The sequence below is a fragment of the Nocardiopsis oceani genome (genome assembly GCF_054777395.1).
Genome location: NZ_BAAHAR010000004.1, coordinates 58,135 through 83,515 on the forward strand (window position 1 = coordinate 58,135; position 25,381 = coordinate 83,515).

At 70.3% G+C, this 25,381-nt stretch carries 25 protein-coding genes; 18 read left to right on the plus strand and 7 right to left on the minus strand.

Annotated elements, in window-relative coordinates; genetic code table 11:
* Nucleotides 1-249: 249 nt before the first annotated feature.
* From ACYVDG_RS03125 to hypB, 15 genes are all read left to right on the plus strand, one after another.
* Nucleotides 250-546, plus strand: a complete 297-nt coding sequence (locus ACYVDG_RS03125; RefSeq protein ID WP_460746715.1) for a HypC/HybG/HupF family hydrogenase formation chaperone — start codon at nucleotides 250-252, stop codon at nucleotides 544-546.
* Nucleotides 543-1,655, plus strand: coding sequence for a hydrogenase formation protein HypD (gene hypD / locus ACYVDG_RS03130; RefSeq protein ID WP_460746716.1), 1,113 nt, complete (start codon nucleotides 543-545; stop codon nucleotides 1,653-1,655). The genes ACYVDG_RS03125 and hypD overlap by 4 nt, the downstream gene beginning before the upstream one ends.
* Nucleotides 1,652-2,782 (plus strand): hydrogenase expression/formation protein HypE, encoded by a 1,131-nt coding sequence (gene hypE / locus ACYVDG_RS03135; RefSeq protein ID WP_460746717.1) that lies wholly within the window; start codon nucleotides 1,652-1,654, stop codon nucleotides 2,780-2,782. The genes hypD and hypE overlap by 4 nt, the downstream gene beginning before the upstream one ends.
* A gap of 24 nt (nucleotides 2,783-2,806) precedes the next feature.
* Complete coding sequence (locus ACYVDG_RS03140) at nucleotides 2,807-3,622, plus strand: DUF6390 family protein (RefSeq protein ID WP_460746718.1); 816 nt, start codon at nucleotides 2,807-2,809, stop codon at nucleotides 3,620-3,622.
* Nucleotides 3,623-3,756: 134 nt separating this feature from the next.
* Nucleotides 3,757-4,836, plus strand: a complete 1,080-nt coding sequence (locus tag ACYVDG_RS03145; RefSeq protein WP_460746719.1) for an NADH-quinone oxidoreductase subunit B family protein — start codon at nucleotides 3,757-3,759, stop codon at nucleotides 4,834-4,836.
* An 86-nt stretch (nucleotides 4,837-4,922) separates the two neighbouring features.
* Entirely contained in the window at nucleotides 4,923-6,719 is a 1,797-nt protein-coding gene (locus ACYVDG_RS03150) for a nickel-dependent hydrogenase large subunit (protein WP_460746720.1), read from the plus strand.
* A complete protein-coding gene (locus tag ACYVDG_RS03155) occupies nucleotides 6,716-7,720 on the plus strand; it encodes a NifU family protein (RefSeq protein ID WP_460746721.1) in 1,005 nt (334 codons plus the stop codon). The genes ACYVDG_RS03150 and ACYVDG_RS03155 overlap by 4 nt, the downstream gene beginning before the upstream one ends.
* The gene (locus tag ACYVDG_RS03160) at nucleotides 7,717-8,514 is read left to right on the plus strand and encodes a DUF5947 family protein (protein ID WP_460746722.1); all 798 of its coding nucleotides are present in this window, start codon (nucleotides 7,717-7,719) and stop codon (nucleotides 8,512-8,514) included. The genes ACYVDG_RS03155 and ACYVDG_RS03160 overlap by 4 nt, the downstream gene beginning before the upstream one ends.
* On the plus strand, nucleotides 8,511-9,197 hold the full coding sequence (locus ACYVDG_RS03165) for a DUF6084 family protein (protein ID WP_460746723.1): 687 nt from the start codon (nucleotides 8,511-8,513) through the stop codon (nucleotides 9,195-9,197). The genes ACYVDG_RS03160 and ACYVDG_RS03165 overlap by 4 nt, the downstream gene beginning before the upstream one ends.
* Entirely contained in the window at nucleotides 9,194-10,762 is a 1,569-nt protein-coding gene (locus ACYVDG_RS03170; RefSeq protein WP_460746724.1) for a hypothetical protein, read from the plus strand. Before ACYVDG_RS03165 ends, ACYVDG_RS03170 begins: the two co-directional genes overlap by 4 nt.
* Nucleotides 10,759-11,259 carry a hydrogenase maturation protease gene (locus ACYVDG_RS03175; protein WP_460746725.1) on the plus strand — a complete coding sequence of 167 codons (501 nt, stop codon included), beginning with the start codon at nucleotides 10,759-10,761 and terminating at the stop codon, nucleotides 11,257-11,259. The genes ACYVDG_RS03170 and ACYVDG_RS03175 overlap by 4 nt, the downstream gene beginning before the upstream one ends.
* Nucleotides 11,260-11,379 carry a DUF6893 family small protein gene (locus ACYVDG_RS03180; RefSeq protein ID WP_460746726.1) on the plus strand — a complete coding sequence of 40 codons (120 nt, stop codon included), beginning with the start codon at nucleotides 11,260-11,262 and terminating at the stop codon, nucleotides 11,377-11,379. It begins immediately after the preceding gene.
* Nucleotides 11,380-11,418: 39 nt separating this feature from the next.
* The gene (locus ACYVDG_RS03185; RefSeq protein WP_460746727.1) at nucleotides 11,419-11,742 is read left to right on the plus strand and encodes a HypC/HybG/HupF family hydrogenase formation chaperone; all 324 of its coding nucleotides are present in this window, start codon (nucleotides 11,419-11,421) and stop codon (nucleotides 11,740-11,742) included.
* Between the two features lie 3 nt (nucleotides 11,743-11,745).
* A complete protein-coding gene (locus ACYVDG_RS03190) occupies nucleotides 11,746-12,075 on the plus strand; it encodes a hydrogenase maturation nickel metallochaperone HypA/HybF (RefSeq protein ID WP_460746728.1) in 330 nt (109 codons plus the stop codon).
* A 1-nt stretch (nucleotide 12,076) separates the two neighbouring features.
* A complete protein-coding gene (gene hypB, locus ACYVDG_RS03195; RefSeq protein WP_460746729.1) occupies nucleotides 12,077-12,943 on the plus strand; it encodes a hydrogenase nickel incorporation protein HypB in 867 nt (288 codons plus the stop codon).
* Between the two features lie 6 nt (nucleotides 12,944-12,949).
* On the opposite strand, the gene hypF is transcribed toward hypB, so the two are convergent.
* Nucleotides 12,950-15,229 carry a carbamoyltransferase HypF gene (gene hypF / locus ACYVDG_RS03200; protein ID WP_460746730.1) on the minus strand — a complete coding sequence of 760 codons (2,280 nt, stop codon included), beginning with the start codon at nucleotides 15,227-15,229 and terminating at the stop codon, nucleotides 12,950-12,952.
* A gap of 124 nt (nucleotides 15,230-15,353) precedes the next feature.
* Between hypF and ACYVDG_RS03205 the strand changes: the two genes are divergently transcribed.
* The gene (locus tag ACYVDG_RS03205) at nucleotides 15,354-16,010 is read left to right on the plus strand and encodes an HAD family hydrolase (RefSeq protein WP_460746731.1); all 657 of its coding nucleotides are present in this window, start codon (nucleotides 15,354-15,356) and stop codon (nucleotides 16,008-16,010) included.
* 41 nt (nucleotides 16,011-16,051) lie between these two features.
* Nucleotides 16,052-16,879 carry an NAD(P)-binding domain-containing protein gene (locus tag ACYVDG_RS03210; protein ID WP_460746732.1) on the plus strand — a complete coding sequence of 276 codons (828 nt, stop codon included), beginning with the start codon at nucleotides 16,052-16,054 and terminating at the stop codon, nucleotides 16,877-16,879.
* A gap of 37 nt (nucleotides 16,880-16,916) precedes the next feature.
* Here ACYVDG_RS03210 and ACYVDG_RS03215 read toward each other — a convergent pair whose 3' ends face one another.
* Both ACYVDG_RS03215 and ACYVDG_RS03220 read right to left on the minus strand, forming a co-directional pair.
* Nucleotides 16,917-18,464, minus strand: coding sequence for an alpha/beta fold hydrolase (locus tag ACYVDG_RS03215; RefSeq protein WP_460746733.1), 1,548 nt, complete (start codon nucleotides 18,462-18,464; stop codon nucleotides 16,917-16,919).
* Between the two features lie 181 nt (nucleotides 18,465-18,645).
* On the minus strand, nucleotides 18,646-19,113 hold the full coding sequence (locus ACYVDG_RS03220) for a DUF6069 family protein (RefSeq protein ID WP_460746734.1): 468 nt from the start codon (nucleotides 19,111-19,113) through the stop codon (nucleotides 18,646-18,648).
* A gap of 181 nt (nucleotides 19,114-19,294) precedes the next feature.
* Here ACYVDG_RS03220 and ACYVDG_RS03225 point away from each other — a divergent pair, with 181 nt between their 5' ends.
* The gene (locus ACYVDG_RS03225; RefSeq protein WP_460746735.1) at nucleotides 19,295-21,226 is read left to right on the plus strand and encodes an FAD-binding monooxygenase; all 1,932 of its coding nucleotides are present in this window, start codon (nucleotides 19,295-19,297) and stop codon (nucleotides 21,224-21,226) included.
* Nucleotides 21,227-21,238: 12 nt separating this feature from the next.
* Here the strand turns inward: ACYVDG_RS03225 and ACYVDG_RS03230 are convergent, their stop codons facing one another.
* The 4 genes from ACYVDG_RS03230 to ACYVDG_RS03245 all read right to left on the minus strand — a co-directional run bounded on the left by ACYVDG_RS03230 (nucleotide 21,239) and on the right by ACYVDG_RS03245 (nucleotide 25,246).
* A complete protein-coding gene (locus ACYVDG_RS03230) occupies nucleotides 21,239-22,036 on the minus strand; it encodes an IclR family transcriptional regulator (RefSeq protein WP_460746736.1) in 798 nt (265 codons plus the stop codon).
* A gap of 135 nt (nucleotides 22,037-22,171) precedes the next feature.
* Entirely contained in the window at nucleotides 22,172-22,996 is an 825-nt protein-coding gene (locus tag ACYVDG_RS03235) for a carbohydrate ABC transporter permease (protein WP_460746737.1), read from the minus strand.
* On the minus strand, nucleotides 22,993-23,922 hold the full coding sequence (locus ACYVDG_RS03240; protein WP_460746738.1) for a carbohydrate ABC transporter permease: 930 nt from the start codon (nucleotides 23,920-23,922) through the stop codon (nucleotides 22,993-22,995). Before ACYVDG_RS03240 ends, ACYVDG_RS03235 begins: the two co-directional genes overlap by 4 nt.
* A complete protein-coding gene (locus tag ACYVDG_RS03245; protein ID WP_460746739.1) occupies nucleotides 23,915-25,246 on the minus strand; it encodes an ABC transporter substrate-binding protein in 1,332 nt (443 codons plus the stop codon). The genes ACYVDG_RS03240 and ACYVDG_RS03245 overlap by 8 nt, the downstream gene beginning before the upstream one ends.
* Between the last annotated feature and the right edge of the window lie 135 nt (nucleotides 25,247-25,381).

The window sequence follows — 25,381 nt, forward strand, 5'->3', positions numbered from 1 at the left end:
ACGCGCGGGTTTTCCCAAGAATTGACCCTGCCCGGACAGGTTGCGCACGGGGCGGTATCGGGCCCTGTGCGAAGCCCGTGTGCGCGGCGATACGGACCATTTCAGGCCGGCCCCGCCGACCGCCCGCACCGGATTCGTGCGGCTCTCACCTGCGCTTCGGGCGGCCGCCCGCCGATTGACGCCCAAGGCGCGGGGAAGGAGACTCGGAAGAGGTTGTTGTGACTCAGAACACAACCCGAGGAGGCGCTCATGTGCCTCGCCGTACCCGGCAAGGTCATCCGACTCCGCGAAGAGGACGGCACACCCATGGCCGAGGTCGACTTCGGAGGAGCGCTGAAGGACGTATGCCTTCAGTACATCCCCGATGTGTCCCTCGGTGAATACGTCATCGTGCACGTCGGATTCGCGATCCAACGACTCGACGAAGCCTCTGCGCTGGAGACCCTGGCGAACTTCGAAGGACTCGGACTGCTCGAGGAGGAGTTCGGGGACCAGTTCGCCCAGGCCGCCCGCCAGGCCGGAGTCGAGGTTCCGAGGCAGCGATGAAGTACCTGGACGAGTTCTCCGACCCGGACCTGGCGCACAAACTCTTCGCCGAGATCCGCAACGCCACCACCCGTCCGTGGGCGATGATGGAGGTGTGCGGGGGGCAGACGCACTCCATCATCCGCCACGGGATCGACCAGCTCCTCCCGGACGAGATCGAGATGATCCACGGCCCCGGCTGCCCCGTGTGCGTCACCCCGCTGGAGATCATCGACAAGGCGTTGGAGATCGCGGCACGGGAGGACGTGATCTTCTGTTCCTTCGGTGACATGCTGCGCGTGCCCGGCAGCGAACGCGACCTCTTCCGCATCAAGAGCGAGGGCGGCGACGTCCGCCTCGTCTACTCGCCGCTGGACGCACTGAAGATCGCCAAGCAGAACCCCGACCGCCAGGTCGTCTTCTTCGGCATCGGCTTCGAGACCACGGCGCCCGCCAACGCGATGACGGTCTACCAGGCCCACCGGCTGGGCATCCCGAACTTCTCCCTGTTGGTCTCGCACGTGCTCGTACCGCCCGCCGTCGCGGCGATCATGGAGTCGCCCTCCTGCCGGGTCCAGGGATTCCTGGCCGCCGGGCACGTGTGCAGCGTGATGGGCACCAGGGAGTACCCGCCGCTGGCGGAGCGGTACCGGGTGCCGATCGTGGTCACCGGGTTCGAGCCGCTGGACATCCTGGACGGGATCCGCAAGACCGTCATCCAACTGGAGTCCGGCAAGCACGAGGTGGAGAACGCCTACCAGCGCGCCGTGTACGAGGACGGCAACCCGGCGGCGCGGGAGATGCTGGAGGACGTCTTCGAGGTCACCGACCGCACCTGGCGCGGCATCGGGATGATCCCCCGGAGCGGCTGGCGCCTGGCGGAGAAGTACCGCCCCTTCGACGCCGAGTACCGGTTCGAGGTCGAGGGGATGCGCACCGAGGAGTCCACCGTCTGCCGCTCCGGCGAGGTCCTCCAAGGGCTCATCAAACCGCACGAGTGCGAGGCCTTCGGCAAGGAGTGCACGCCCCGCAACCCGCTGGGCGCGACCATGGTCTCCTCGGAGGGCGCCTGCGCCGCGTACTACCAGTACCGCAGGCTCGACGTCATGGGAGCGGGGGCGGCGCGATGAGCGAGGACGTGTTGGCGGGCTTCAACGGCGCCACGGAGCAGGACGGTGAGCGCGGGGTCGGCCAGGGCACCGAGCGGGCCGCGACGATCGACGGCTGGGTGTGCCCGGCACCGCTGCGCGACGCCCCGCACATCACCATGGGGCACGGCGCGGGCGGCGCGCTCTCCGGGGAGCTCGTGCGCCACCTGTTCCTGCCCGGTTACGGCGAGGCCGCCGCGGACGGCCTCGGCGACTCGGCGGTCCTGCCCGTCGCCGACCAGCGGGTGGCGTTCTCGACCGACTCGTTCGTGGTCAGGCCGATGTTCTTCCCTGGGGGCAACATCGGGGACCTGGCCGTCAACGGCACCGTGAACGACCTGGCCATGTCCGGGGCGCGCCCGCTGTTCCTGTCCACGGCCTTCATCCTCGAGGAGGGCACGCCCCTGGAAGACCTGCACCGGGTCGCCCGCACGATGGGCGAGGCCGCCCGCCGGGCCGGGGTCCAGCTGGTCACCGGTGACACCAAGGTCGTCGAGTCCGGGCACGGTGACGGGATCTTCGTGAACACGGCGGGGGTCGGGATCGTCGACCCCGGGGTGGACATCCGTCCGGACCGGGCAGGGCCCGGGGACGTCGTCCTGCTCAGCGGGGAGATCGGGGTGCACGGCATCGCGGTCATGAGCGTGCGCGAGGGCATCGAGTTCGGCACCGCCCTGGAGAGCGACACCGCCGCGCTGAACGGCATGGTCGCCGACATGATCGCGACCGGCGCGGACATCAGGGTGATGCGCGACCCGACCCGGGGAGGCCTGGCCGCCTCCGTCAACGAGATCGCGGTCTCCTCCGAGGTCGGTATCGAGATCACCGAGGACGCGCTGCCGATCCCGGACGCTGTGGCCAACGCCTGCGGGCTGCTGGGGCTGGACCCGATGTTCGTGGCCAACGAGGGCAAGCTGATGGCGATCGTGTCGGCCGAGGACGCCGACCAGGTGCTGGAATCTATGCGCCGACACGAGTTGGGGTGCCGGGCGGCGGTGATCGGCAGGTGTGTGGCCGAGCACCCCGGCGTGATGGTGAGCCGTACCGGCCTGGGCGCCACGAGGGTGGTGGACCTGCCGGTGGGGGAGCAACTCCCCCGCATCTGTTGACCCGGCTGCTGGGGAGGGGGCCCGGTGCACGCGAAGGAGAGCGGCGCGGCGATGTTCGCGCGCTACGCCTATCCGCCGAACGAGCTGGGCTACTGCGGCCCAGCCGACCCCGACCCCCTGTTGGCGGCGACCCGGCACGCCGCCGAGGACGGTACCGCCGACGGCCTGAGGAGTCTGGCCGAACGGTTCGACGGCGCCTGGTGCTACCTGGAGACGCTCGCCCGGGGAACGGGGGTCGCGGACCCGTTGGCCCACCGCGTGGTGGAGGCCTACTGGCTGGGCAACCCGCTGCTGGAACGGTTGGGCGGTGCGGAGTTCGCGCGGGCGGTGACCGAGCGGTTCGGCGACCAGTACGGTGCCCGCCTCTCCGGCCTCACCCCGGAGTACCCGTCCGAGGCCTCCGGCGGCCCCACCGGGCCGGACGCAGTAACGGGGGCGGCCCGCGCCCACCACGGCTACCACGTGTTCGAGGTCTACCCGTGGACCGGGCTGCTCGGGGTCGGCGACGGCCAGCCCGCCCTGTCCGTCCTCGACCGGTGCCGGATCCGGTGGGGCACCGTCGTGGCCGTGGACGGCGACCACGCGCTCGTGCGGTCGCGACCGCTCACCTGGGACGGCACCCGGCTGGGACTGGGACCGCCGCGCACCGAACTCCCCCGCTGGGCCAGTGGAGGCCGCTCCCTGCTCCCCCGTGTCCGCGAAGGCGACCGGGTCGCCCTGCACTGGGACTGGATCTGCGACGCGCTCTCCTCCCGACAACTCACCCAGCTGCGGCGGCGGACCGCCCGGCAGCTGGAACTGACCAACGGCGGCCTCGCGGTCGCCCACGCCCAGGCCTGAGGGGCCGCAGCCGCTGGAGGTTTTGCCATCGCGACGACACCCACTGACCGGCCCCACGCGGTCGGCACAGCCAGAACAGTGAGTCGCCCCGTCCGGGCCCGCCCCGGGCGGCAACCCACGGAGGTGGTGGCGCCATGCCAGCGGACACCAAGGCCGCGGCCGCGCGCGAGACCAGAAAGAAGGCCGAGGACACCACGATCCACGTGCTGTGGATCAATGCGGGGCTGAGCTGCGACGGCGACTCCGTCGCGCTGACCGCCGCGACCCAGCCCAGTGTCGAGGAGATCGCGCTCGGCGCCCTGCCGGGGCTGCCCAACGTCGCGATGCACTGGCCGCTGATCGACTTCGAGTGCGGCCCCGAGGGCGGCGCCGACGACTTCCTCGAGTGGTTCCGCAAGGCGGACCGCGGCGAGCTGGAACCGTTCGTGCTCGTGGTGGAGGGCTCGATCCCGAACGAGGCGGTCAGCGGTGACGGCTACTGGTGCGGGTTCGGCAACGACCCGGCTACCGGGCAGCCCATCACCACCAACGAGTGGATCGACCGGCTGTCGCCCAAGGCGCTCGGCATCGTCGCGGTCGGCACCTGCGCCACCTACGGCGGGATCCACGCCATGGAGGGGAACCCGACCGGCGCCATGGGCGTGCCCGACTACCTCGGCTGGGACTGGAAGTCCAAGGCGGGGCTGCCGATCGTCTGCGTCCCGGGGTGCCCGATCCAGCCCGACAACCTCTCCGAGACGCTCACCTACCTGCTGTACCAGGCCACCGGTCAGGCGCCGATGATCCCGCTGGACGATGCGCTGCGGCCGACGTGGCTGTTCGGCCGGACCGTGCACGAGGGGTGCGACCGTGCGGGCTACTACGAGGAGGGTGACTTCGCCGAGGAGTACGGCTCCGAGAAGTGCATCGTCAAGCTCGGCTGCTGGGGGCCGGTCGTCAAGTGCAACGTGCCCAAGCGCGGCTGGATGAACGGCATCGGCGGCTGCCCCAACGTCGGCGGCATCTGCATCGGCTGCACCATGCCGGGCTTCCCGGACAAGTTCATGCCGTTCATGGACGAGCCGCCCGGCGGCAAGCTGTCCACCACGGTGGTCAAGGGGTACGGCGCGACGATGCGCTCTCTGCGCCGCCTGACGAGCAGCACCCTCGACAAGGAGCCGAAGTGGCGCAGGCGCGGCAGCCAGCTCACCACCGGTTACAGGGGGTCTCGCTGACAGCGGTGGCGGGCGCGCCCTGAGCGACTCCGGGGCCGGGCCCGCCGAGGACCCCGCACCGACCCGACACATCGGAGGGCCGCCCCATGGCCACCAGACAACGTCAGAAGGCAGAGACCGAGAGCCGAGAGCAGCCGAACCTGGTCGACATGAACTGGGATCCGATCACCCGGATCGTCGGCAGCCTGGGGATCTACACCAAGGTGGACTTCGCCAACCAGACCGTCGCCGAGTGCAAGAGCACGTCGTCGATCTTCCGCGGCTACAGCATCTTCATGAAGGGCAAGGACCCGCGGGACGCGCACTTCATCACGAGCCGGATCTGCGGCATCTGCGGCGACAACCACGCCACCTGTTCCTGTTACGCGCAGAACATGACCTACGGGGTGAAGCCGCCGCACCTGGGCGAGTGGATCGTCAACCTGGGCGAGGCCGCCGAGTACATGTTCGACCACAACATCTTCCAGGAGAACCTGGTCGGCGTCGACTACTGCGAGAAGATGGTCTCCGAGACCAACCCGGGTGTGCTCGCCCAGGCGGAGAACACCCCGGCGCCGAACGCCGCCGCGCACGGCTACCGCTCCATCGCGGACATCATGCGCGCGCTGAACCCGTTCTCCGGCGACTTCTACCGGGAGGCGCTGCAGGTCAGCAGGTCCACCCGCGAGATGTTCTGCCTGATGGAAGGGCGCCACGTCCACCCGTCGACGCTGTACCCCGGGGGTGTGGGCACGGTCGCCACCATCCAGCTGATGACCGACTACATGACCCGCCTGATGCGCTACATCGAGTTCATGAAGAAGTCGGTGCCCTTGCACGACGACCTGTTCGACTTCTTCTACGAGGCACTGCCCGGGTACGAGCAGGTCGGCAACCGCAGGATCCTGCTCGGTTGCTGGGGCTCCTTCCAGGATCCCGAGATCTGCAACTTCTCCTACGGCGACATGACCGACTGGGGCCGCAGGATGTTCGTGACCCCGGGTGTGGTCGTGGACGGCAAGCTCGTGACCACGGACCTGGTGGACATCAACCTGGGCATCCGGATCCTGCTCGGCAGCTCCTACTACGACGACTGGAAGGGGCAGGAGAAGTTCGTCGAGCGCGACCCGCTCGGCAACCCGGTCGACTCCCGGCACCCGTGGAACCAGCACACGAACCCGCACCCGCAACGCCGCGACCTGGAGGACAAGTACAGCTGGGTGATGTCGCCGCGCTGGTTCGACGGCAAGGACCACCTGCCGCTGGACACCGGCGGCGGCGCTCTGGCCCGACTGTGGGCGACCGCGCTGGCCGGGTTGGTGGAGACCGAGCACCTCAAGGCCACCGGGAACAGCGTGCGGATGCAGCTGCCGAAGACCGGGCTGAAGCCACCCGTGGAGTTGGAGTGGAAGGTGCCCCAGTGGAGCAACACCCTGGAGCGCAACCGGGCACGGACCTACTTCCAGGCCTACGCAGCGGTGTGCGCGCTGCACTTCGCCGAGAAGGCCACGGCGGAGATCCAGGCGGGGCGGACCAAGACCTGGGAGCCCTTCGACGTGCCCGACGAGGGCATCGGCTGCGGGTTCACCGAGGCGGTGCGCGGGGTGCTGTCCCACCACATGGTGGTGCGGGACGGCAAGATCGCGAACTACCACCCGTACCCGCCCACCCCGTGGAACGCGAGCCCGCGTGACAGCTTCGGCACGCCGGGGCCGTACGAGGACGCGGTGCAGGAACAGCCCCTGTTCGAGGAGAACGACCGGGAGGACTTCAAGGGCATCGACATCATGCGCACGGTGCGCAGCTTCGATCCTTGCCTGCCCTGCGGTGTGCACATGTACCTCGGGAAAGGCAAGTCCCTGGACCGCCTCCACTCGCCGAGCGGGGGTCGACCGGAGGAATGAGCACCGCACACACCGACGCACGGCAGGGCGCGCAGGTCGACCAGCACGGCGGGCCATACGACGAACAGGGCGGTGACCAGTCCGGCGAACCGGGCGGTGAGCGCATCGAGCAGCTCATGGCCTCGTTCGCCGCCAGCGGCCCCCTGGCACAGCAGCGGGCCGAGGAACTGGTCCGGCTGGTGGTCGAGTGGCACGGCTCCGGCCTGAACCGCGTCCTGGAGATCGCCGACGACGCCGGAGCCCTCACCGACCAGCTGCTCGACCGGCTCGCCGACGACGACCTGGTGTCGGGGCTGTTGCTGCTGCACGGCATCCACCCGTACGACGTTCACACCCGGATCGAGCGCGCACTGGACCGGGTGCGCCCCTACATGGGCTCGCACGGCGGTGACGTCCGGCTGCTGGAAGTGACCGACGACGGGGTGGCCAGGCTCCGGATGCTCGGCAACTGCCAGGGGTGCCCGTCGTCCGCGGTGACCCTCAAGCTGGCCGTGGAGGGCGCCGTCGAGGCGGCGGCACCGGAGGTCGAGCGCATCGAGTGCGACGACTCCCCGGAGGACGCCGACGCGCCGTCGCTCATCCCGCTGGGCTCGCTGTTCCAACGGGTCCACGCGCAGGACGGCCCGCCCGGGTCCGGCCACGAGGGCGCCCAAGGGGCAGTGTGGGAGACCGTCGCCCTGCCCGACCTGGCCTCCGGCCAGACCCGCGCGATCACCGTGGCCGGCACGGACGTGGTGCTGTGCCGGGTCGGCCCGGACCACTACGCCTACCGGGACCGGTGCGCATCCTGCGGCGGCGGTCTGGGCGGCGCGAGCCTGCAACGCGTCGCCGGTTCCGCGGCGGGGTCGGCCGCCCTGGTCTGCCCGCACTGCCGGGCGCACTTCGACGTGCGCGAGGCCGGGGTGGAGCTGCGGGACGCGAACCTGCACTTGGAACCGCTGCCCCTGCTGGTCAGTGAGGGCTCGGTCGAGATCGCGCTGCCGAAGGGGGTGCCCGCGTGACGGAGCGGCGGTGGACCTCGAACGGCCGCGCGGTCCGGACCCTGCGCCGGGCGGTGCTCGGCACCGACCGGGACCCCGGCCTGCCGGAGGAGCGTTGCGAGATGTGCGCGCGACCGGTGCCCGGCGACCACTCCCACGTGGTCGACCTGGACTCGCGCGAACTGCTGTGCGCTTGCCGCCCGTGCGCGCTCCTGTTCATGCCCGAGGGGGCGGCCGCGGGCCGGTACCAGACCGTCCCGGAGCGCTACCTGTCCTTCGACGGGTTCACGCTCGACCAGGCGCGCTGGGACGCGCTGAGCATCCCGGTGGGCATGGCGTTCTTCTTCCGGAACTCCCGGCTGGACCGCACGGCCGCGTTCTATCCCAGCCCGGCGGGGGCCACCGAGTCCGAACTGCCCATCGAGGCGTGGGACGACATCCTGGACGCCAACCCTGAGCTGCGCCAGGCCGTCCCGAACGTGGAGGCGATCCTGGTCGCGGGGCCCGACGCCGAGCGGCTCACCCCGCCCGGCGCCGGCGACGACGGCCGGTTCGAGTGCTTTCTGGTGCCCGTCGACGCCTGCTACGAGCTGGTGGGGCACCTGCGCGTGTCCTGGCGGGGCTTCGACGGCGGCCAGGAGGTCCGCGAGCGCCTGGCGGCGTTCTTCGCCGACCTGCGCCGCCGCTGCCGCCCCGCCAGGGGACCACGGCCGACCGCCGACGCGTGGGCTGCGGTCGGCGCTTCGGGTGCCGCGGATGCTTGGGGAGGCACCGACGCTGCCGGACCCGTCCCGAGACCGCGGGGGTCGCCATGAGCGAACTCGACTTCGAGGTTCTGGACATCCGGCCGGAGCCGTACGCCGCCGCCCCGACCCTGGAGGTGCGCCTGAGTATCGGCGAGTCCACGGGTGAGCGGGTGCACGCCATCGCGCTGCGCGCCCAGGTGCGCATCGACGCACAGCGCAGGCGGTACGACGAAGCCGAGCGCGCCGGGCTCGCCGACCTCTTCGGCGACCCGTCGCGGTGGGGGCGCACGCTCAAACCGTTCATGTGGACCCAGTGCGCCACGATGGTGCAGGGCTTCCGGGAGCACACGGAGGCGGACCTGCCCATGCCGGTCAGCTACGACTTCGAGGTCGCCGCCTCCAAATACCTGCACGCCCTGGGTTCGGGCGAGGTCCCGCTGTCGCTGAGCTTCACCGGGACCGTGTTCACCCGCGGCGGCACCGGGTTCGCCGTGGAACGGGTCCCCTGGCACCACGACATCGACTACCGGATGCCCGTAGGCGTCTGGCACCAGCTGGTGCAACAGCACTTCCCCGGCCTCGGGTGGGTGCGGCTGGACCACGAGACCATTGCCGCGCTCCAGCGGTTCAAGAACGAGCGGGGGCTGCACGGTCTCGACCAGGCCTGCGCCCGGTTGCTCCACGAGGCGGGCGCCGATGTGGCGGGGGCCAAGCAGGTGGAGGCCGGTCAGGCGGGGGTGCGTGCGCCATGAGCGCGGATCGTGCCGGAGGGACGGCGGACGGGCTCCTGGGGGAGGCCCGGGCCGTGGCCGACGCCGTCCTGTACGAGGGGTACCTCCTCTACCCCTACCGGGCCTCGTCGGCCAAGAACCGGGTCCGGTGGCAGTTCGGAGTCCTCGGCCCCGAGGGCGCCGACGGCACGGGCGCGGGCGAGGACTCGGCGATGGCCACCGACTGTCTGCTTCAGGGCGCCGACGACGCCGAAGCCGGGGTGCGGGCGCGGTTCCTCCAACTGCAGGCGCGCACCGTCGAGCGGTACCTCGGCGACGGCCGGTACTCCCCCGTGGCCGTGTTGGAGAGTACCGACGGCCCTTGGCTGAGCTGGGACGAGGCGGTCGACCGGGAGGTCGACCTGGGCCGGATCGGGGTCGGCGCGCTGCGCGCGGGCGCCGCGGAACTCGAGGTCGGCGTGTCCGGCGGGATGGACGTTCAGGAGCTGCACGACGGCGAGGGAGCACTGGTGGGGCGGGTGGTGCGCCGCCGCTGGCCGCTGAGCGCGTCACTCCGGTTGAGCGGGGTGCGCCGCGAGGATTCGGGGAACGAGGGTTCGCTGCACACTGTGCGGCTGGAACTGACCAACATCCGCACTTGGCCGCTCCGGGAAGCCCCCACCGAGGCGGACCACCAGCACGCCGACGAACGCTCCCGCGCGCTCCGGTACTCGCTCATCAGCGCCCACCTCACCCTCCAGGCGTTCGGGGGGAGGTTCGTGTCCGTGATCGATCCGCCCGACGCGGCCCAGACCGCCGCGCAGGAGTGCCGGAGCCACCGGCTCTGGCCGGTGCTCATCGGCGGCGAAGAGGACCACGACGTCGTCCTGGCCGCGCCGATCATCCTCTACGACCGGCCCCGGATCGCGGAGCGCAGCACCGGGGACCTGTTCGACTCCACTGAGATCGACGAACTGCTGTCGCTGCGCGTCATGACGCTGACCGACGAGGAGAAGCGGGAGGCCCGCGCGACCGACCCCCGCGCGGCGGAGATCGTGGACCGCTGCGACGGCATGTCAGCCATTGACCTGGAGGGGATGCACGCCTCCGCGGCGGAGCGGCTCCCCCGGCAGTCCCCCTCCCCCGAGGCGGGGCCCGGCGACACGATCCCCGTGTGGGCCACCCCCGGGGCCACGGCGGAGCCGGAGGGGCCGGAGGGGCCGGAGGGGCCGGATACCGGTGGGACGGACTTCGGTGGGGGCAAGCCGTGGTGGGACCCCGGCGTGGACGCCAGCGTGGACCCGGCGACCGACGCCGTGGAGGTGGGCGGTGTGCCCGTCGCGCGGGACAGTACCGTGCGCCTGCGCCCGGGCGCCGGGGCGGACGCCCAGGACCTGTTCTTCGCCGGTCAGGTCGCCACCGTGACCGGTGTCCACCACGACGTGGACGGCCAGACCCACATCGCCGTCGTGCTGCGCGACGACCCCGCCAGCGACCTGCACCAGTGGTACGGGCGCTACCTCTACTTCCGGCCCGACGAGGTCGAACCGCTCGGTACTCAGGACACCGGACCGCAGGGCACCGGACGCCCGGAGGCGGCGCCATGAGCACGGACATCCTGGTCGCGGGCATCGGCAACATCTTCCTCGGTGACGACGGGTTCGGTTGCGAGGCGGCCCGGGCCCTGGCGCGTGAGCCCTTGCCAGACCACGTCCGAGTGGTGGACTACGGCGTCCGCGGCCTGCACCTCGCCTACGACCTGTTGGACGGCTACGAAGCGCTCGTCCTCATCGACGCGCTCCCCGGCCGCCAAGGGCCGGGGGCCGTCCGGGTGATCGAGGTGGGCGGGGAAGACCTGGAACCGGTGGACGGCGCAGGGGTGGACGCGCACGCCATGCACCCCGCCACGGTGTTGGCGACCGTGGCGGCGCTGGGCGGAAGCCTGCCGCGCACCTTCGTGGTCGGCTGCGAACCGGAGAGCACGGAGGAGTCCATCGGCCTGTCCGAGGCGGTCGGCCGCGCACTGGGCCCGGCCACGGCCGCGGTGCGTTCACTGCTGGAACACGAGTTACGCGAGTTACTGGAGCACGAGAAGGAGAGTTAGATGCGCACGTTGGGAGTACTCACCACGATCCTCCTCATCGTCGCCACCTGCGGGCTGGTGGCGCTGATCATCCACTCCGTGCCGGACATCAAGCGGTACATGCGGATCCGGAACATGTGACCGGCGGGGACACAGCGGAAACGAAGGGGTTGGTGCCGGATGTGCCTGGGGATCCCGGGACAGGTGGTGGAGCTGGTGGCCGACAACGACCAGCTCGCGATCGTCGATGTCGCCGGCGCGCACCGCCGGGTGAACCTGGGCCTGCTGGACCCCGGAACGGTGGGTCCGGACGACTGGGTGCTGATCCACATGGGGTTCGCCATGGAGAAGGTCGACCAGAGCAAGGCCGAACGGGCGATGTCCGGGCTGGAGACGATGGGCCGCCCCGATGAGGGGATCAGCGGCCGCGTCACCGGTGGGCCATCGGGGGAGGCCGCGTCCTCGGAAGGGCCCGCAGCCCCGGCCCGGGAAGGGGGTCCGTGAGCGGTGCACGAACTGGCGATCACCGAGAACATCGTGGACGGCGTCGTCGAACGGATGGGCGAGACGCGTATCCGCAGCCTGCAGCTCGAGGTGGGGACCCTCTCCGGGGTCATCCCGGAAGCGGTCCGGTTCTGCTTCGACCTGGTGGCCGAGGGCACCACGCTGGAGGGCGCCCGGCTGGACATCGACGAACCGGAGGGGCGGGCGCTCTGCGCGTCGTGCGGTACGGAGTTCACCCCGGAGGGCTGGACGGTCCTCTGCGCTTGCGGCAGCTCAGACGTGGAACTCCTGAGCGGAACGCGATTACGGATCAGATCGGTGGAGGTGGCGTGACATGTGCGCGACATGCGGCTGTTCGGACGAGGCCGGAACGAGGATCGACGGGGTCGCTGTGCCCCGACAAGCAGACCATGAACACGGGCACGACCACGAACATGCCCACGAGCACGGGCACCACCACGGGCACGACCACCACGATCACGGCCACGGGCATGGTGACGGGCACGGCCACGAGGTGAGCCGGACGGTCCAGCTCGAACAGGACGTGCTCGCCAAGAACGACGCCCTCGCGGCACGCAACCGGGCTAGGCTGGATGCCCGAGGGATCACCGCGGTCAACCTGATGAGCTCACCGGGTTCGGGCAAGACGACTCTGCTGGAACGCACGATCGGCGCCGTCGGGGAGCTCTCCGTCTCCGTGATCGAGGGTGACCAGGAGACGCTGTTCGACGCCGAACGCATCCGCGCCACCGGTTGCCGCGTCGTCCAGATCAACACCGGGGCCGGATGCCACCTGGACGCCGAGATGCTCGCGGGCGGGCTCGAACGGCTCGACCCGCCGGAGCGGTCGATCGTGCTGATCGAGAACGTCGGCAACCTGGTGTGCCCCGCCCTCTTCGACCTCGGCGAACACACCCGGGTGGTGATCATGTCCGCGCCCGAGGGCGAGGACAAACCGCTGAAGTACCCGCACATGTTCCGGGGCGCGGACCTGGTCCTGCTGAACAAGACGGACCTGCTGCCGCACCTCGCCTTCGACACCGAACGCTTCACCGAGCACCTGCACGCCGTCAACCCGGGCGTCGACGTCCTCCCGGTGTCGGCTACGCGCGGCGACGGGATGGCCGACTGGTACGGGTGGCTGCGCACGCGCGGGGTCCGGGACCAGCTCGAACAGACGGCTCCGACCGGCACGGCCTGAGCAGCCCTACCCGACCAGCCCGGCGCGGTCGCGGGCGCCCGCGACCGCCGCCTGCCCCAGGCTGATCCCGCCGTCGTTGCAGGGCACCCTGGCGTGGGTCAGGACCCGGAAGCCCTGTTCCCGCAGGCCTTCGACCGTGCGCGCCTGCAGCAACAGGTTGGCGAACACCCCGCCCGACAGCGCGACCACCGTGCGCCCGCTCCGTTCCCGCAGCAGCACACAGGCGCGCACGATCGCGTCGGCCAGCCCGTTGTGGAACCTGGCGGAGACCAGAGCGGCATCGACGCCGGCGCGACGGTCCTCGACGACCGCGCGCACCAGCTCTCCGGTTTCCACACCCAGCGGTTCCCCGTCGCGCACGGTCACCGGATAGGCGCGCCGTTCCCCCGGGGCCGCGGCCTGCTCCAACTCGATCGCGGCCTGGCCCTCGTAGTTGGCCGAGTCCCGAACGCCCACGATCGCGGCGACGGCGTCGAACAGGCGACCGGCGCTGGAGGTTGTCGGGGTGTGGAGGCCCTTCCGGGCGATGGTGACCACGGTGTCCCACGCACGCTCGTTGCGCCGCCGCACGTCCACGTCCTCCGGTGGGGCACCGCCAAAGGCAGCGTCCACGTGGGCGGCGGCCATCCGCCAGGGGTGCCTGATCGCCGCCGCCCCGCCCGGCATGGGAACCGGATCGAGAAGGCCCGCACGCTCGAAGTCCACGAGGTCCGCGAGCAGGAACTCCCCGCCCCAGATCGTGCCGTCTGTTCCGTAACCGGTGCCGTCGAAGGCGACCCCGATTACCGGCTCGTCGGTCCGGTTGTCAGCCAGGCAGGCGGCGATGTGCGCGTGGTGGTGCTGGACCCCCACCCGGGGGCCGTCCAAGGAGCGGGCGTGTTTGGTGGACAGGTACTCCGGGTGCAGGTCGTGCGCGACCACCGCCGGGGCGATCTCGAACAGCGCCTTGAAGTGGTCGATCCCCTCGGTGTACGAGCGCAGGGTTTCCAGGTTCTCCAGGTCACCGATGTGGTGCGACAGGAACGCGCGCTCGCCCTTGGCCAGGCAGAAGGTGTTCTTCTGTTCCGCGCCGCAGGCCAGGACCGCCCGAGGCCACGTCCACGGCACGGCGACGGGTTCGGGGACATATCCCCGCGAGCGCCGGATCAGCACCTCCGTTCCCGCCCCCGGCCGTACCACCGAGTCGTCCGTGCGAACGTGAATCGGCCGGTCGTGCGTGAGAACCGCGTCCGCGATCGGGGCCAGCCGCGCGAAAGCGTCCCCGTCTTCGAAGGCGATGGGTTCATCAGAGGCATTCCCGCTGGTCAACACCAACGGGCGGCCCACCGCGCGCAGCAGGAGTCCGTGCATGGGGGTGTAGGGCAGCATGAGCCCGAGTTCCCGGTTCCCCGGAGCGACCGCCTCCGCGACCCGCGCCCCGTGGCGTCGCGGCACCAACACGATCGGGCGACGCCTACCCGTCAGAACCCGCTCCGCCGCCCCGTCGACCGCGCACAACCGCCGGGCGGCGTCCATGTCCGGGACCATCACCGCGAAGGGTTTGTCCTCCCGGTGCTTACGCGCCCGGAGTTCCGCGCAGGCCCGCTCGTCGGTGGCGTCGGCGGCCAAGTGGTAGCCGCCCAGCCCCTTGACCGCCAGGATCCGACCCTCCCCCAACAACAGGGCGGCCTGAGCGATCGGATCACCCGGAATCCCGTCCCCGCTCTCGTTCACCAGCCTCAGCCGGGGCCCGCACTCGGGGCAGCACACCGGCTGCGCGTGGAACCGCCGGTCAGCCGGGTCTTCGTACTCTTCAGCGCACCGTGCACACATCCCGAACCCGGCCATCGTCGTGAACGGCCGATCGTAGGGGATCCCCGTGACGATGGTGAACCGCGGCCCGCAGTTGGTGCAGTTCACGAAGGCGTAGCCGTGCCGCCGGTCACCCGGGTCACCGAGTTCCCGCAGGCAGTCCTCGCAGGTGGTGCTGTCAGTAGCGATCAGCGTGCTCCGCGAACCGCCCGCTGCGCTCTCCCGAATGGCGAAACCGGACTCACCGGTCACCGGGATCTCGGCACTCGTGACACTCTCCACCGCGGCCAACGGAGGGGCCTCGCCCCGCAACGCCAGCAGAAAGACGTCGACCCGCGCCTCAAGGCCCTCCACCTCAATGAAGACCCCTTCAGCGTCGTTCCCGACGAAACCGGCCAATCCGAGCCGCTCCGCCAGGGAGTGCACGAACGGCCGGAACCCGACCCCCTGCACCACACCGGTCACCCGCACCCGAGCCCGCATCGGTTCGCCCATCGTCCCAGGATGGCACCTGGCCCGGCCCCCTTCCGACCTTGACGCGGCCGAAGCCCCAACGGAAGGATGGCTGCCGCGGCCCCGGTGGCCAGGCGGAATACGATCGAAGACCGAAAGGGGGCGCGTGTCCTGGGCGCTGTTTGATCTCGACGACACTCTGCTCGACCACGACTCGTTCGCGCGCTTCACGGGCCACCTGCTGCGGCGCAATCCTCTTCGCGCGGCCGGAACCCTCCTACTCTCGCCCTTGGTCGCCCTCCTACTCCACCGCCGGACGTGGCGAATCCACGCCGGTTCGGTCCTCCTCTGGATAGGCACCGTCGGCATGAGTGACGCAGAGCTGGACCGGATCGTCCAGAGATACCTGCACCGCCTCAACGTGAACGACCGGATCAGGCCCGGCGGCGCGGACGCCATGGCGCAGCACTTCCACGCGAACGACAACGTCGCGGTCGTGACCGCCTGTGCAGACGTGCTCGCGCTACCGCTGTGCCGGGCGATCGACCCCCGGATCCAAGTGGTCGCCTCCACCCTCAGAAGGCGCGCGGGAGGCCTGGTTGCGGACCGACACTGTCACGGCGGTCGGAAGGTCGAGATGCTCACTGAGTCGGGTGTGGAGGGCGAGATCGTCGCCGGTTACGGTGACAGCGCCGCCGATGGCCCCATGCTCGACCTGGCACGCACGGCCGTCCTGGTCAACCTGCCGGAACGCACCGCGAAAGTACTGCGCGGACACCTCACGGGGCCGGACCGTGTGGTCTTCGCTGACTGGCCGCCCTAACCAGTGCACCCCGCTGGGGTACACCCGACCCGAGGAGATCCGTGCCGGACCAGACCGCCCCAAGCTCAGCTGAACCGCAGCCGTTCCCAGCGAACGCCGCGCTACCCTACGGGTTCATCGGCGCCGGGGAGATCACCGCCGCCATCGTCGAGGGCCTCAGCGCCGGGGCGGCCGAACCACCGCCCGTCTTCCTGTCGCCTCGCGGCCGTGAAGTGGGACGTGACCTGGCACTCCGGTTCCCCAACGTGCGGGTCTGCGGGAGTAACCAGGACGTACTCGAGAACGCGGCCACCATCCTCATCGCGGTCCGGCCCCCACTGGCCCACGACGTCCTGGCGGAGCTGTCGTTCCGGGAAGAGCACGTGGTGTTGAGCGCGGTGGCCGGGATTCCTCTGCGTCAGCTCTCCGCGTGGGCGGCGCCTGCCCGCGCGGTCGTCCGGACCATTCCGCTTCCCAAGGCCTCCCACCGGCAGAGCCTGACCGTGGTGTACCCGGACCACGAAGCGGCCCGAGCGCTGTTCACCCCCGTGGGCGGGGTCCTGGTTCCGGGTGACGAACCGGCGTTGGAGGTGTTCAGCGCCGCGACGGCGACCTTCGCCGCGCACCTCGACTACCTGGCGACCATCGCGGCCTGGATGGCGGACCAGGGCGTGGACGCCGACGACGCGGCCGCCTACACCGCGCACGTCTTCGGTCAGGTCGGACGGTCCCTGACCCGCTCGGACGACGCGATTGCGGAGCTGTCCGAGCGGCACGGGACCCCCTGCGGGATCAACGAACAGCTCAGGGACGAACTCCGCGGACAGGGTGTTCCCGACGCCGTGCGGCAGGCCCTCGACGGGATCCTGGTCCGCGTGCGCGGAACCTGACCCCCGGGCGTTCACCGGCGCCGGGAACACCGGGCCACTAGTCGAGCTCGCAGTAGGCGCCCTCTCCGGGCAGGGTGCCGTCCACGAAGTACCGGTTGACGTGCTCGATCAGGCAGCTGTTGGGGGCGTGGAAGTACAGGCCGTGGCCCGTTCCCTCGACCTTCACCGTAGCCGAACCGGGGACGTCCGCCACGGCCGGTGCGCTGTTGGCGTACTCCAGCTCGGAGGCGGCTAGCAGGAACGGCGGTGGTTCCTCGGCGTCGATCGGGCCGGGCGGGTTGACGCCCTCGTAGGGCCAGGACGCGCAGTTCAGGTCCTTGACGGCCTGTCCGTGGCCGAAGTTGTCGGAGAGCCCGACCGCGCTCTCGGTGGCCTCCTGGTAGCCCTCGAAGTCGTCGTATGGCACCCAGTCCCCGCATCGATCGGCGTGGATCAAGTTGGGGGTGATCGGCAGGTTCCCGCCGGTGAGGTCCAGGAACGGGGTCGCGTCCCCGTCCTCCAACGTGGTGCCGATCGCCTCCGCGAAGGCCTCCCACGTCTCTTCAGCCTTGATGACGGACGCACCGGTCAGGGACAGCTGGGCCCGGTCGAGGCTCACCGCTCCAGCGGGGATCGGATCCTCGTGGGCCCTGGCCAGCAGCGTCTGCCACCGTTCCTCGACGTCTTCCCCCCGGAGCGCGCACTCCTCGGACTCGGCGCACCATTGACCGAAGTCCGCGAACTGGGATTCCAGTTCGTCGGCCAGGGTCGATTCCGTGTGCTCCCGGTCGGAGACCCAGTTGACGATGCTGTCGAGGAACACCGACGACAGTCGTTCGGGGTGCAGTTCCGCGTAGGCGGTGGCGCGCACCCCGCCGTGCGAGTGGGCGTACAGGTTCAGCTGTTCCTCTCCGAGTCCGGCCCGGATGGCCTCCATGTCGCCCACGTGCTGCAGGGTGTTCATGGCGTCGAACAGGTCCGGGTCGTGGTCACGGCACTCGTCCGCAACCGCCTCGTGCTCGGCGACCACCTCGTCGAACTCCTCTTCGGTCTGGGCGCTGACGAACTCCGGCCCGCGGTCGCCGCACACCTCGTGGGGCAGGAGCTCGGCGGTCTCGCCCATGGTGCCGCGGGCGTTCCACGTCACCACTTCGAAGTCCTCCCGCAGTTCGGCGGCGACCTCGCTGTTCACGGCAAGGGTGGGGATTCCGGGTGAGCCTGGTCCGCCGTCCACGTACAGGACCGTGCCCCTGCTCTCGCCGTCACCGGTGTGTGGCAGCTTGGCCACCTGGAGCGCGGTGGTACGCCCGCCGGGGTGGTCGTGGTCCACGGCCACCCCGACCTCTGCGCACCGCAGGTCATCGGGGATCTCAACGTCGGGCGGGTCCTCGGCCCCGTCCGGGGCCGACGGGGAGACCTCCTCCTCGGTACACGCGCGCCAGTCGGGTTCGGGCGTCATGTCGGCCTCACCGTGGGCGACCGGGTCGGCATTGTTCCCGTCCGCCGCGCCGGGGGCACCGGCACAGCCGACCACCAACACAGCCCCGAGCGTCATCGGCACGAGCGAGGTCAGTCGTCTCTTTCGGTTGGTCACAGCACGCAGCACGGCGGCACCTCCGGGTCGGCGATCGAGAAACCGCCAACCTAGGTCCGCGCAACCCGCTGACGCGTCTGCCGAAACGCATACATCCCCACCCAACAGCTCAGGGTGCGGCAGGTGCGGCCATGAAGGACGTGCGTCGGGCGCCGTCGCCCCCGTGGGGACGGCGCCCGACTACCGCAGCCACCTAGCGCGTGCGACGGCTGTCCAGGACACGGCGGCGCAGGCCTTCCAGCGCGAGCACGACCACAGCGCCCGACACCAGGTGCATCGCGGTGAGTGCGACGGTGGTCCCGACGTCGATGCTGTAGGCGAACACGCCCCCCAGGGTGCCCACCGCGAACAGGGCGCCGGCGACCTGGGCAATACGGATCACCCCGGTCCACCAATGGGCGATCACCGCTGCCAGGACGATGCCCAGCACCATGGGCACGGCCGAGGAGAACACTACCGATCCGAGCTCGATGGGGTAGTTCCCACCGTCGTCCCACAGGGCGAGTGCCGCACCCCCGAGCGCCGCGACCCCCCATATCGCGAGGTTGATGACGGTGGCGGTGACAGCGCCGAAAAGGCTGGCCTGCCACCAGTTCAGCCCTGGGCGGCGGATGCTGCCGGAAACGGACTGGTCGACGCTGGAGGAATCGATGGCGGACATGAGGTTCTCCTGACTGTGTTTCTCAACCGGACACGTCCAGAATCAGACCTCAAGCTTTGTTCATGTCAAGCCCGTTCGCGCAGATTGTTCGTTGTTCTGCCCAGCAGAAGGACCGGGTGTCCTGGGCCACAGGTCCGTATCGTGAGCACATCCCGTTACGCGATTCACACAGGAGCACACCGTGCAGTTCTACCTCGACGGCTACCGGCCGGGGGACCCGGAGATCCGCCCCGTCGCACCGGGCCGTCCCCATCCCGGTTCCGTGCCGACCGAGGTCGACGTCCTCGTGGTGGGCACCGGTCCGGCCGGTGTGGTGCTGTCGGCACAGCTGGCCGAGTTCCCGGACATCTCCACCCTCGTCGTCGAGCGCCGCGACGGCCCGCTGGAGCTGGGGCAGGCCGACGGTGTCGCCTGCCGCACCGTGGAGATGTTCAACGCGTTCGGTCTGGCGGAGCGCCTGGTGCGCGAGGCCTACTGGGTCAACGAGACCGTGTTCTGGAAACCGGATGAGAAGGACCCCGGCACCATCGTGCGCAGCGGCCGCGTCCAGGACGTCGCGGACGGCCTGTCCGAGTACCCCCACGTGATCGTCAACCAGGCCCGCATGCAGGAGTACCTGCTCGAGTACATGCGCCACTCCCCCAGCAGACTAGAGCCGGCCTACGGTCTGGAACTGGTGGACCTGGACGCCGCCGAGGACGGGGACCACCCGGTGAAGGCGACGCTGCGCCGCGCCTCGGGTGACGGCGCCGGGGCTGAGTTCACCGTTCAAGCCAGGTACGCGGTCGGCTGCGACGGCGCGCGCTCGTCCGTGCGCGGCGCCATCGGCGTGGACCTGCGGGGCGATGCCCGCAACCACGCCTGGGGCGTCATGGACGTCCTCGCCGTCACGGACTTCCCCGACGTGCGCTTCAAGGCGGCGGTGCAGTCCACGGCCGGCAGCCTGCTCATCATCCCCCGCGAGGGCGGCTACCTGGTCCGCTACTACGTGGACCTGGGGGAGCTGGACCCCCAGGAAAGCGGTGCGCAGAAGCGTTTCACGTTGGAGGACGTCATCGAGACCGCGCAGTCCGTCCTGCGCCCCTACACGCTCGACGTCAAGGACGTCGCCTGGTGGAGCGTGTACGAGGTGGGCCAGCGCATCGCGGACCGGTTCGACAACCTGCCCCCTGCCGGCCGCGGCACCCGGTCCCCGCGCGTGTTCATCGCCGGGGACGCCTGCCACACGCACAGCGCCAAGGCCGGCCAGGGGATGAACGTCTCCATGCAGGACGGATTCAACCTGGGCTGGAAGCTCGCGAACGTGCTGCGCGGACACAGTCCCGCCTCCCTGTTGGACACCTACTCGTCCGAGCGCCGGGCGGTCGCGCAGGAACTCATCGACTTCGACCTGCTGTGGTCCTCCGCGATGGGCGCCAAACCCAAGAGCGACGACAACCCCGACGGCATGGACCCCAGGGAGATGCAGCGGATCTTCACCGACGGCGGCCGCTTCACCGCCGGGTTCGGCACCAAGTACCCGCCGTCGATGATCACCGGCGCGGACACGCACCAGGGCCTGGCCACGGGTTTCCCGATCGGTGAGCGCTTCCACTCCGCTCCAGTGGTGCGGCTGGCCGACGCGAAGCCGCTGGGTCTGGGGCACGTGGCCCGGGCCGACGGGCGCTGGCGGCTCTACGCCTTCGCCGACTCCGCGCGCCCTAGCGACCCGGACTCCCGCCTCGCGCAGCTGTGCCGGTTCCTGGCCGGGTCCGCCCGGTCCCCGCACCTGCGGTTCACACCGGCCGGGGCCGACCCGGACGCGGTGTTCGACGTCCGCGCCGTCATCCAGCAGGGGCACCGGGAGGTGTCCGTGGAGTCAGTGCCCGCGTTCCTGCGCCCGCGCAAGGGGCGCTTCGGCCTGGTGGACTACGAGAAGGTCTTCACGCCGGATCTGAAGTACGGCCCGCACATCTACGACGAGCGCGGGATCGACTGCCGGGACGGGTGCGTCGTCGTGGTCCGCCCGGACCAGTACATCGCGCACGTGCTGCCGTTGGACGCCCACGAGGAACTGGCCGCGTTCTTCGACGGAGTCATGGTGCCTCAGGTGGCCGAGCCAGTCCTGCGCTGAACGCCCACGGCCTCAACGGGCACCTGCCTCGAAGTCGGCCAGGTCGGCTTCGAGGCGGTCCTTCGCCCGCAGGACACGACGCACCAGCCCCTCCTCGAACACCTGGCGGAAGCGCGCCGGCGGAACCGAGACGGTCAGGCCGCAGACGACGTCACCGGCCCCGTCGCGCACCGCGACCCCGAGGGCACTGATGCCCTTTTCCGTGTCCTCGAAGTTGGCCGCGAACCCGCGCCCCCGGATCGTGGCGAGCTCCGCCACCAGGGAGCGGAGCCACCGCTCGTCGACCTCGGTGCCGTCGAGGTCCGCCTGGCGCCGGTAGAGCTGCTCCACCTGGGCATCGGCCATCGACGCGAGGATCGCCTTGCCTGCCGACGCCCGGCTGGCCGGCATGACCGCGCCCGTCCGGTCGCCCACGACCTGCGGGCGCGTCCCTTGGACCGTCGCCAGGAAGCGGACCCCGGTTCCGGCCCTGACCATGAGGTTCACCGACTCGTCGATCTCGTCGGCGAGCTCGTCCAGGTGCGGCTGGGCGCGGCGGCGCAGTTCGGCCGTCCACGGCACGCCGACCGGCGGGATGCCCAGGGCGGGGCCCGGCACGTAGCGCCGGTCCGAGTCCTGTTCCGCGTATCCCCGGTAGACCAGCATCGCCATGAGCCGGTGGACCGTCGACGGCGAGACGCCCAGGTCCCGCGCGGCGGAGCTCAGCTGGACCGAGCCGAAGTCCCGCAGCATCTCCTGCAGCGCGAGGACGTTGTCCACGGCCTCGATGGGGTAGGCCGGGGCCTTCCGGTAGACACGCCTGTTCGACACAACAGAATCCTACGGCGCTGTCCCGAAGCCTCCCGCCCACAGTCCAGCTCCATCAAAGATCTCGTGCACAATTCCGGGGACGGTCATTCCAGTGACTCTTCGGACCGGTGCCCCGCGACTCGGCGCCCTCGGCCACTAACCCTTGATGGCCCCCTGGGTGATGCCGTTGACGAAGCTGCGCTGGAACACCAGGTAGACCACGACGATCGGGGCGATGACGATCAGGCTCGCGGCCGCGAGCAGCGGGATGTCGGTCCCGTACTGGCCCACGAAGAGCCCCAGGCCCGTGGGGGCGGTGCGCATCGCGGGGTCCTGCATCATCACGAGCACCAACAGGAACTGGTTCCAGGACCACATGAACACCAAGACCGTGAGGGTGGTGATCGCCGGCCAGGAGATCGGCAGCAGGACCCGCACCAGCACCGTGCTGTTCCGGGCCCCGTCCATCCGTGCGGCCTCCACGAGTTCCTTGGGCACACCCGCGAAGTGCGACTGCATCCAGTAGACGCCGAAGGGCAGGAACAGGGCGATCTCGGCGAGGATGACACCGAGGTAGTCGTTGGTCATGCCGACCTCGCGCAGGTTGAAGTAGAGCGCGATGACCAGCAGCTCGACCGGAAGGGTCAGGCCGAGGACGAACCCGATCGACAGCACGCGGCCGCCCCACACCCGCAGGATCGACAGCGCGAAACCCGCCATCGTGGCGAAGGCGACGGTCAGCGGCACCACGCCCACGCTGATGATGAGGCTGGACCGCATCAGGTCGGTGAAGTTGCCCGCCTCCCACGCCAGCTGGAAGTTCTCCCAGGACCACTGGTCCGGCAGGCTGACTCCGCTGACCTGGCTGTTGGAGGGGTGCAGCGCGGCTAGGACGATCCCGACGAACGGCAGGAGTATGAGGACGGCGAGGAGGCTGAGGAGCCCGTAGCGCAGGACGGTGCCCGGCGTGCTCTGGTTCAACTGTCCTCCCGCGCGAAATACCGGATCGTGCTGACGAGCGCGATGACGAGCAGGGTCAGAACCACCGCGAGCGCGCTCGCCGCCCCGATCTGGCCCTCGTTGAAGGCCAGCCGGTACACCAGGAGTGCCGGGACGTTGGTCGCGCCTGCCGGGCCGCCGTTGGTCGTGACGAACACCAGGTCGAAGCTGGCCAGCGCGGCGATGACGGTGATGACGCTGGCGATGCTGACTTCTTTGCGCAGCCCGGGCAGGGTGACGCTGAGGAACCGCCGGAAGGCTCCGGCCCCGTCGATGGCGGCGGCCTCGTAGAGAGAGGAGTCGATTTTCTGCGCGCCGCTCATGAAGAGCATCATGCACAGACCGCTCATGCACCAGGTGCCGATGAACCCCAGGGCGATGAGCGCGAAGTTCTGGTCGCCCAGCCACGCGCGGGTCACGTGGTCCAGGCCGATCGACCGGAGGAACTCGTTGATCATCCCGTGCTCGCTGTACATCCAGCGCCAGGTCGTACCGACCGCCACCAGCGGAAGTACCTGGGGGAGGAAGAAGACCACCCGGTAGAAAGTCATCCCCCGGCGCACCCGGCCGAGCATCAGCGCGGTCATCAGCAGGCCGACCACGAGGGGGATGAACGTGAAGAAGACGATGAGCAGGAGCCCGTTGATGATCGCCCGCCCGAGGAGGGGATCGGTCAGCACCCGCAGGTAGTTCCCGAGCCCCTCCCCGGTCGGCGGCGACACCCCGTCCCAGTTCAGGAAGGAGAACTGCAGGGTGCTCACCGCCGGGTAGATGGCGAACCCCGCGTAGACGAGCACCGCCGGCATGAGGTAGAGCCAGGCGCTCAGCCCTCCGCCTTGGCCCCGGCCGCGCCCGCGCCGCTTGCGGGCGCGGTGCCGGGCCGGGTCCGCCACGGCGCCCTCACTCATGGTGCGAGTCCCACTCCCCCTGGAGCGTGCCGAGGAACTCCTCGTCGTCGGTGGTCCCGTCCAAGACCCCTTGGACGCCCGGGACCAGCTGGTCACCCATGGCCGGTGTGGCGAAGTCGGGGAACGGGACGAGGGCCTCGTTGTCGATGACCTCCGAGAAGCCGTCGTTGATCTCCCCCATCACGCCGTCGCCCTCGGCGGGGGCGTCGGGGTCCACGGGCATGAACCCGGTCTCCAACTGGATCTGCGCGGCCTCGGGCGAGCGCAGGTAGTCCAGGAAGGCGGCCGCCTCGTCGTAGTGCTCGGTCTGGGAGGAGACGGCAAAGGAGACGCTGGCGCCGGAGGCCACCGGCGCGGCGCCGTCGTCGGTGCCGGGCATGAGGAAGAACCCGGCGTCGTCACCCATTTCTTCGGCGATCTGGGACGCGGCCCAGTTGCCGGTCACGTGGAAGGCGCTCCCGCCGTTGGCGAAGTCGGCCAGCGCGTCGTCGTCGGAGGTGGCGTTGGCGCCCTCGGAGAAGTAGTCCTCCTCAGCCCAGCGGGCCAGGGTCTCGGTGGCGGTTGCGGCCGCGTCGGTCTCGATGGTGGAGTCCGGTGCCCCGTACACCCAGTCGCGGTACTCGTCCTCGTCCCCGAGCCCGTTGAGCAGTGCGTTCCACAGGTGGACCCCGCCCACCTCCAGAGCGCCGAGGCTCAGCGGCGTGGTGCCGTCGTCGCGCACGAGTTCCATCGCCTCTTCGAACTCGTCCAGGGTCTCGGGCGGCTCCTCGACCCCGGCCTCCTCCAGGAGTTCCTGGTTGTAGAACACCCCGAGGATGGAGAGTGCGCCGGGGACGGCGTAGAGGCTGCCGGTGTTGTACTCCGTGGCGCTCTCGCTCGTGCGCAGGGATTCCAGACTGGTCTCCGGGAAGGCCCCGTCCCATCCGTAGGCCTCGCCGTGGTCGTCCAGGTTGAGGATTTCGCCGGCCGGGATCAGCGACCGCATGGCACCCGGGTTGTACTGGGCGATGTCGGGCGGGTCGTCGGAGGACATCGAGAGGGTGATGGTCCGGACGTAGTCCGTGAACTGCGTGTGCTGAGTCTCGATGGTGACGTTGGGGTGCTGTTCGGTGAAACCGTCCACCAGTGCCTCGCTGGGCGGCTCGTCCGTGTAGGCGAGCGTGAGGGTGACGGGCTCGTCGGTGATGGTGGTGGAGACGTCGTCCGGTGTGTCCTCAGCACCGTCGTTCGTGGACAAGACGGCGCACGAGGTGAGGACGAGTACCGCGGCCGCACCTCCGGCGGCCATGGTGACCGGGCTCCACCCGCAACTCCTGATGGACATGCTCTCTCCCTGCGGTCTCGAGCCCGGAGAATCCGGGCGGGGGGACTTCGCAGCCGCTCGGCGCGTCTTCCGCTCATGAGAAGAGTGCCGTTCCCGGGGAAGCCAAGGTAACCGGCCGGAGTCGCGGACAGGGCA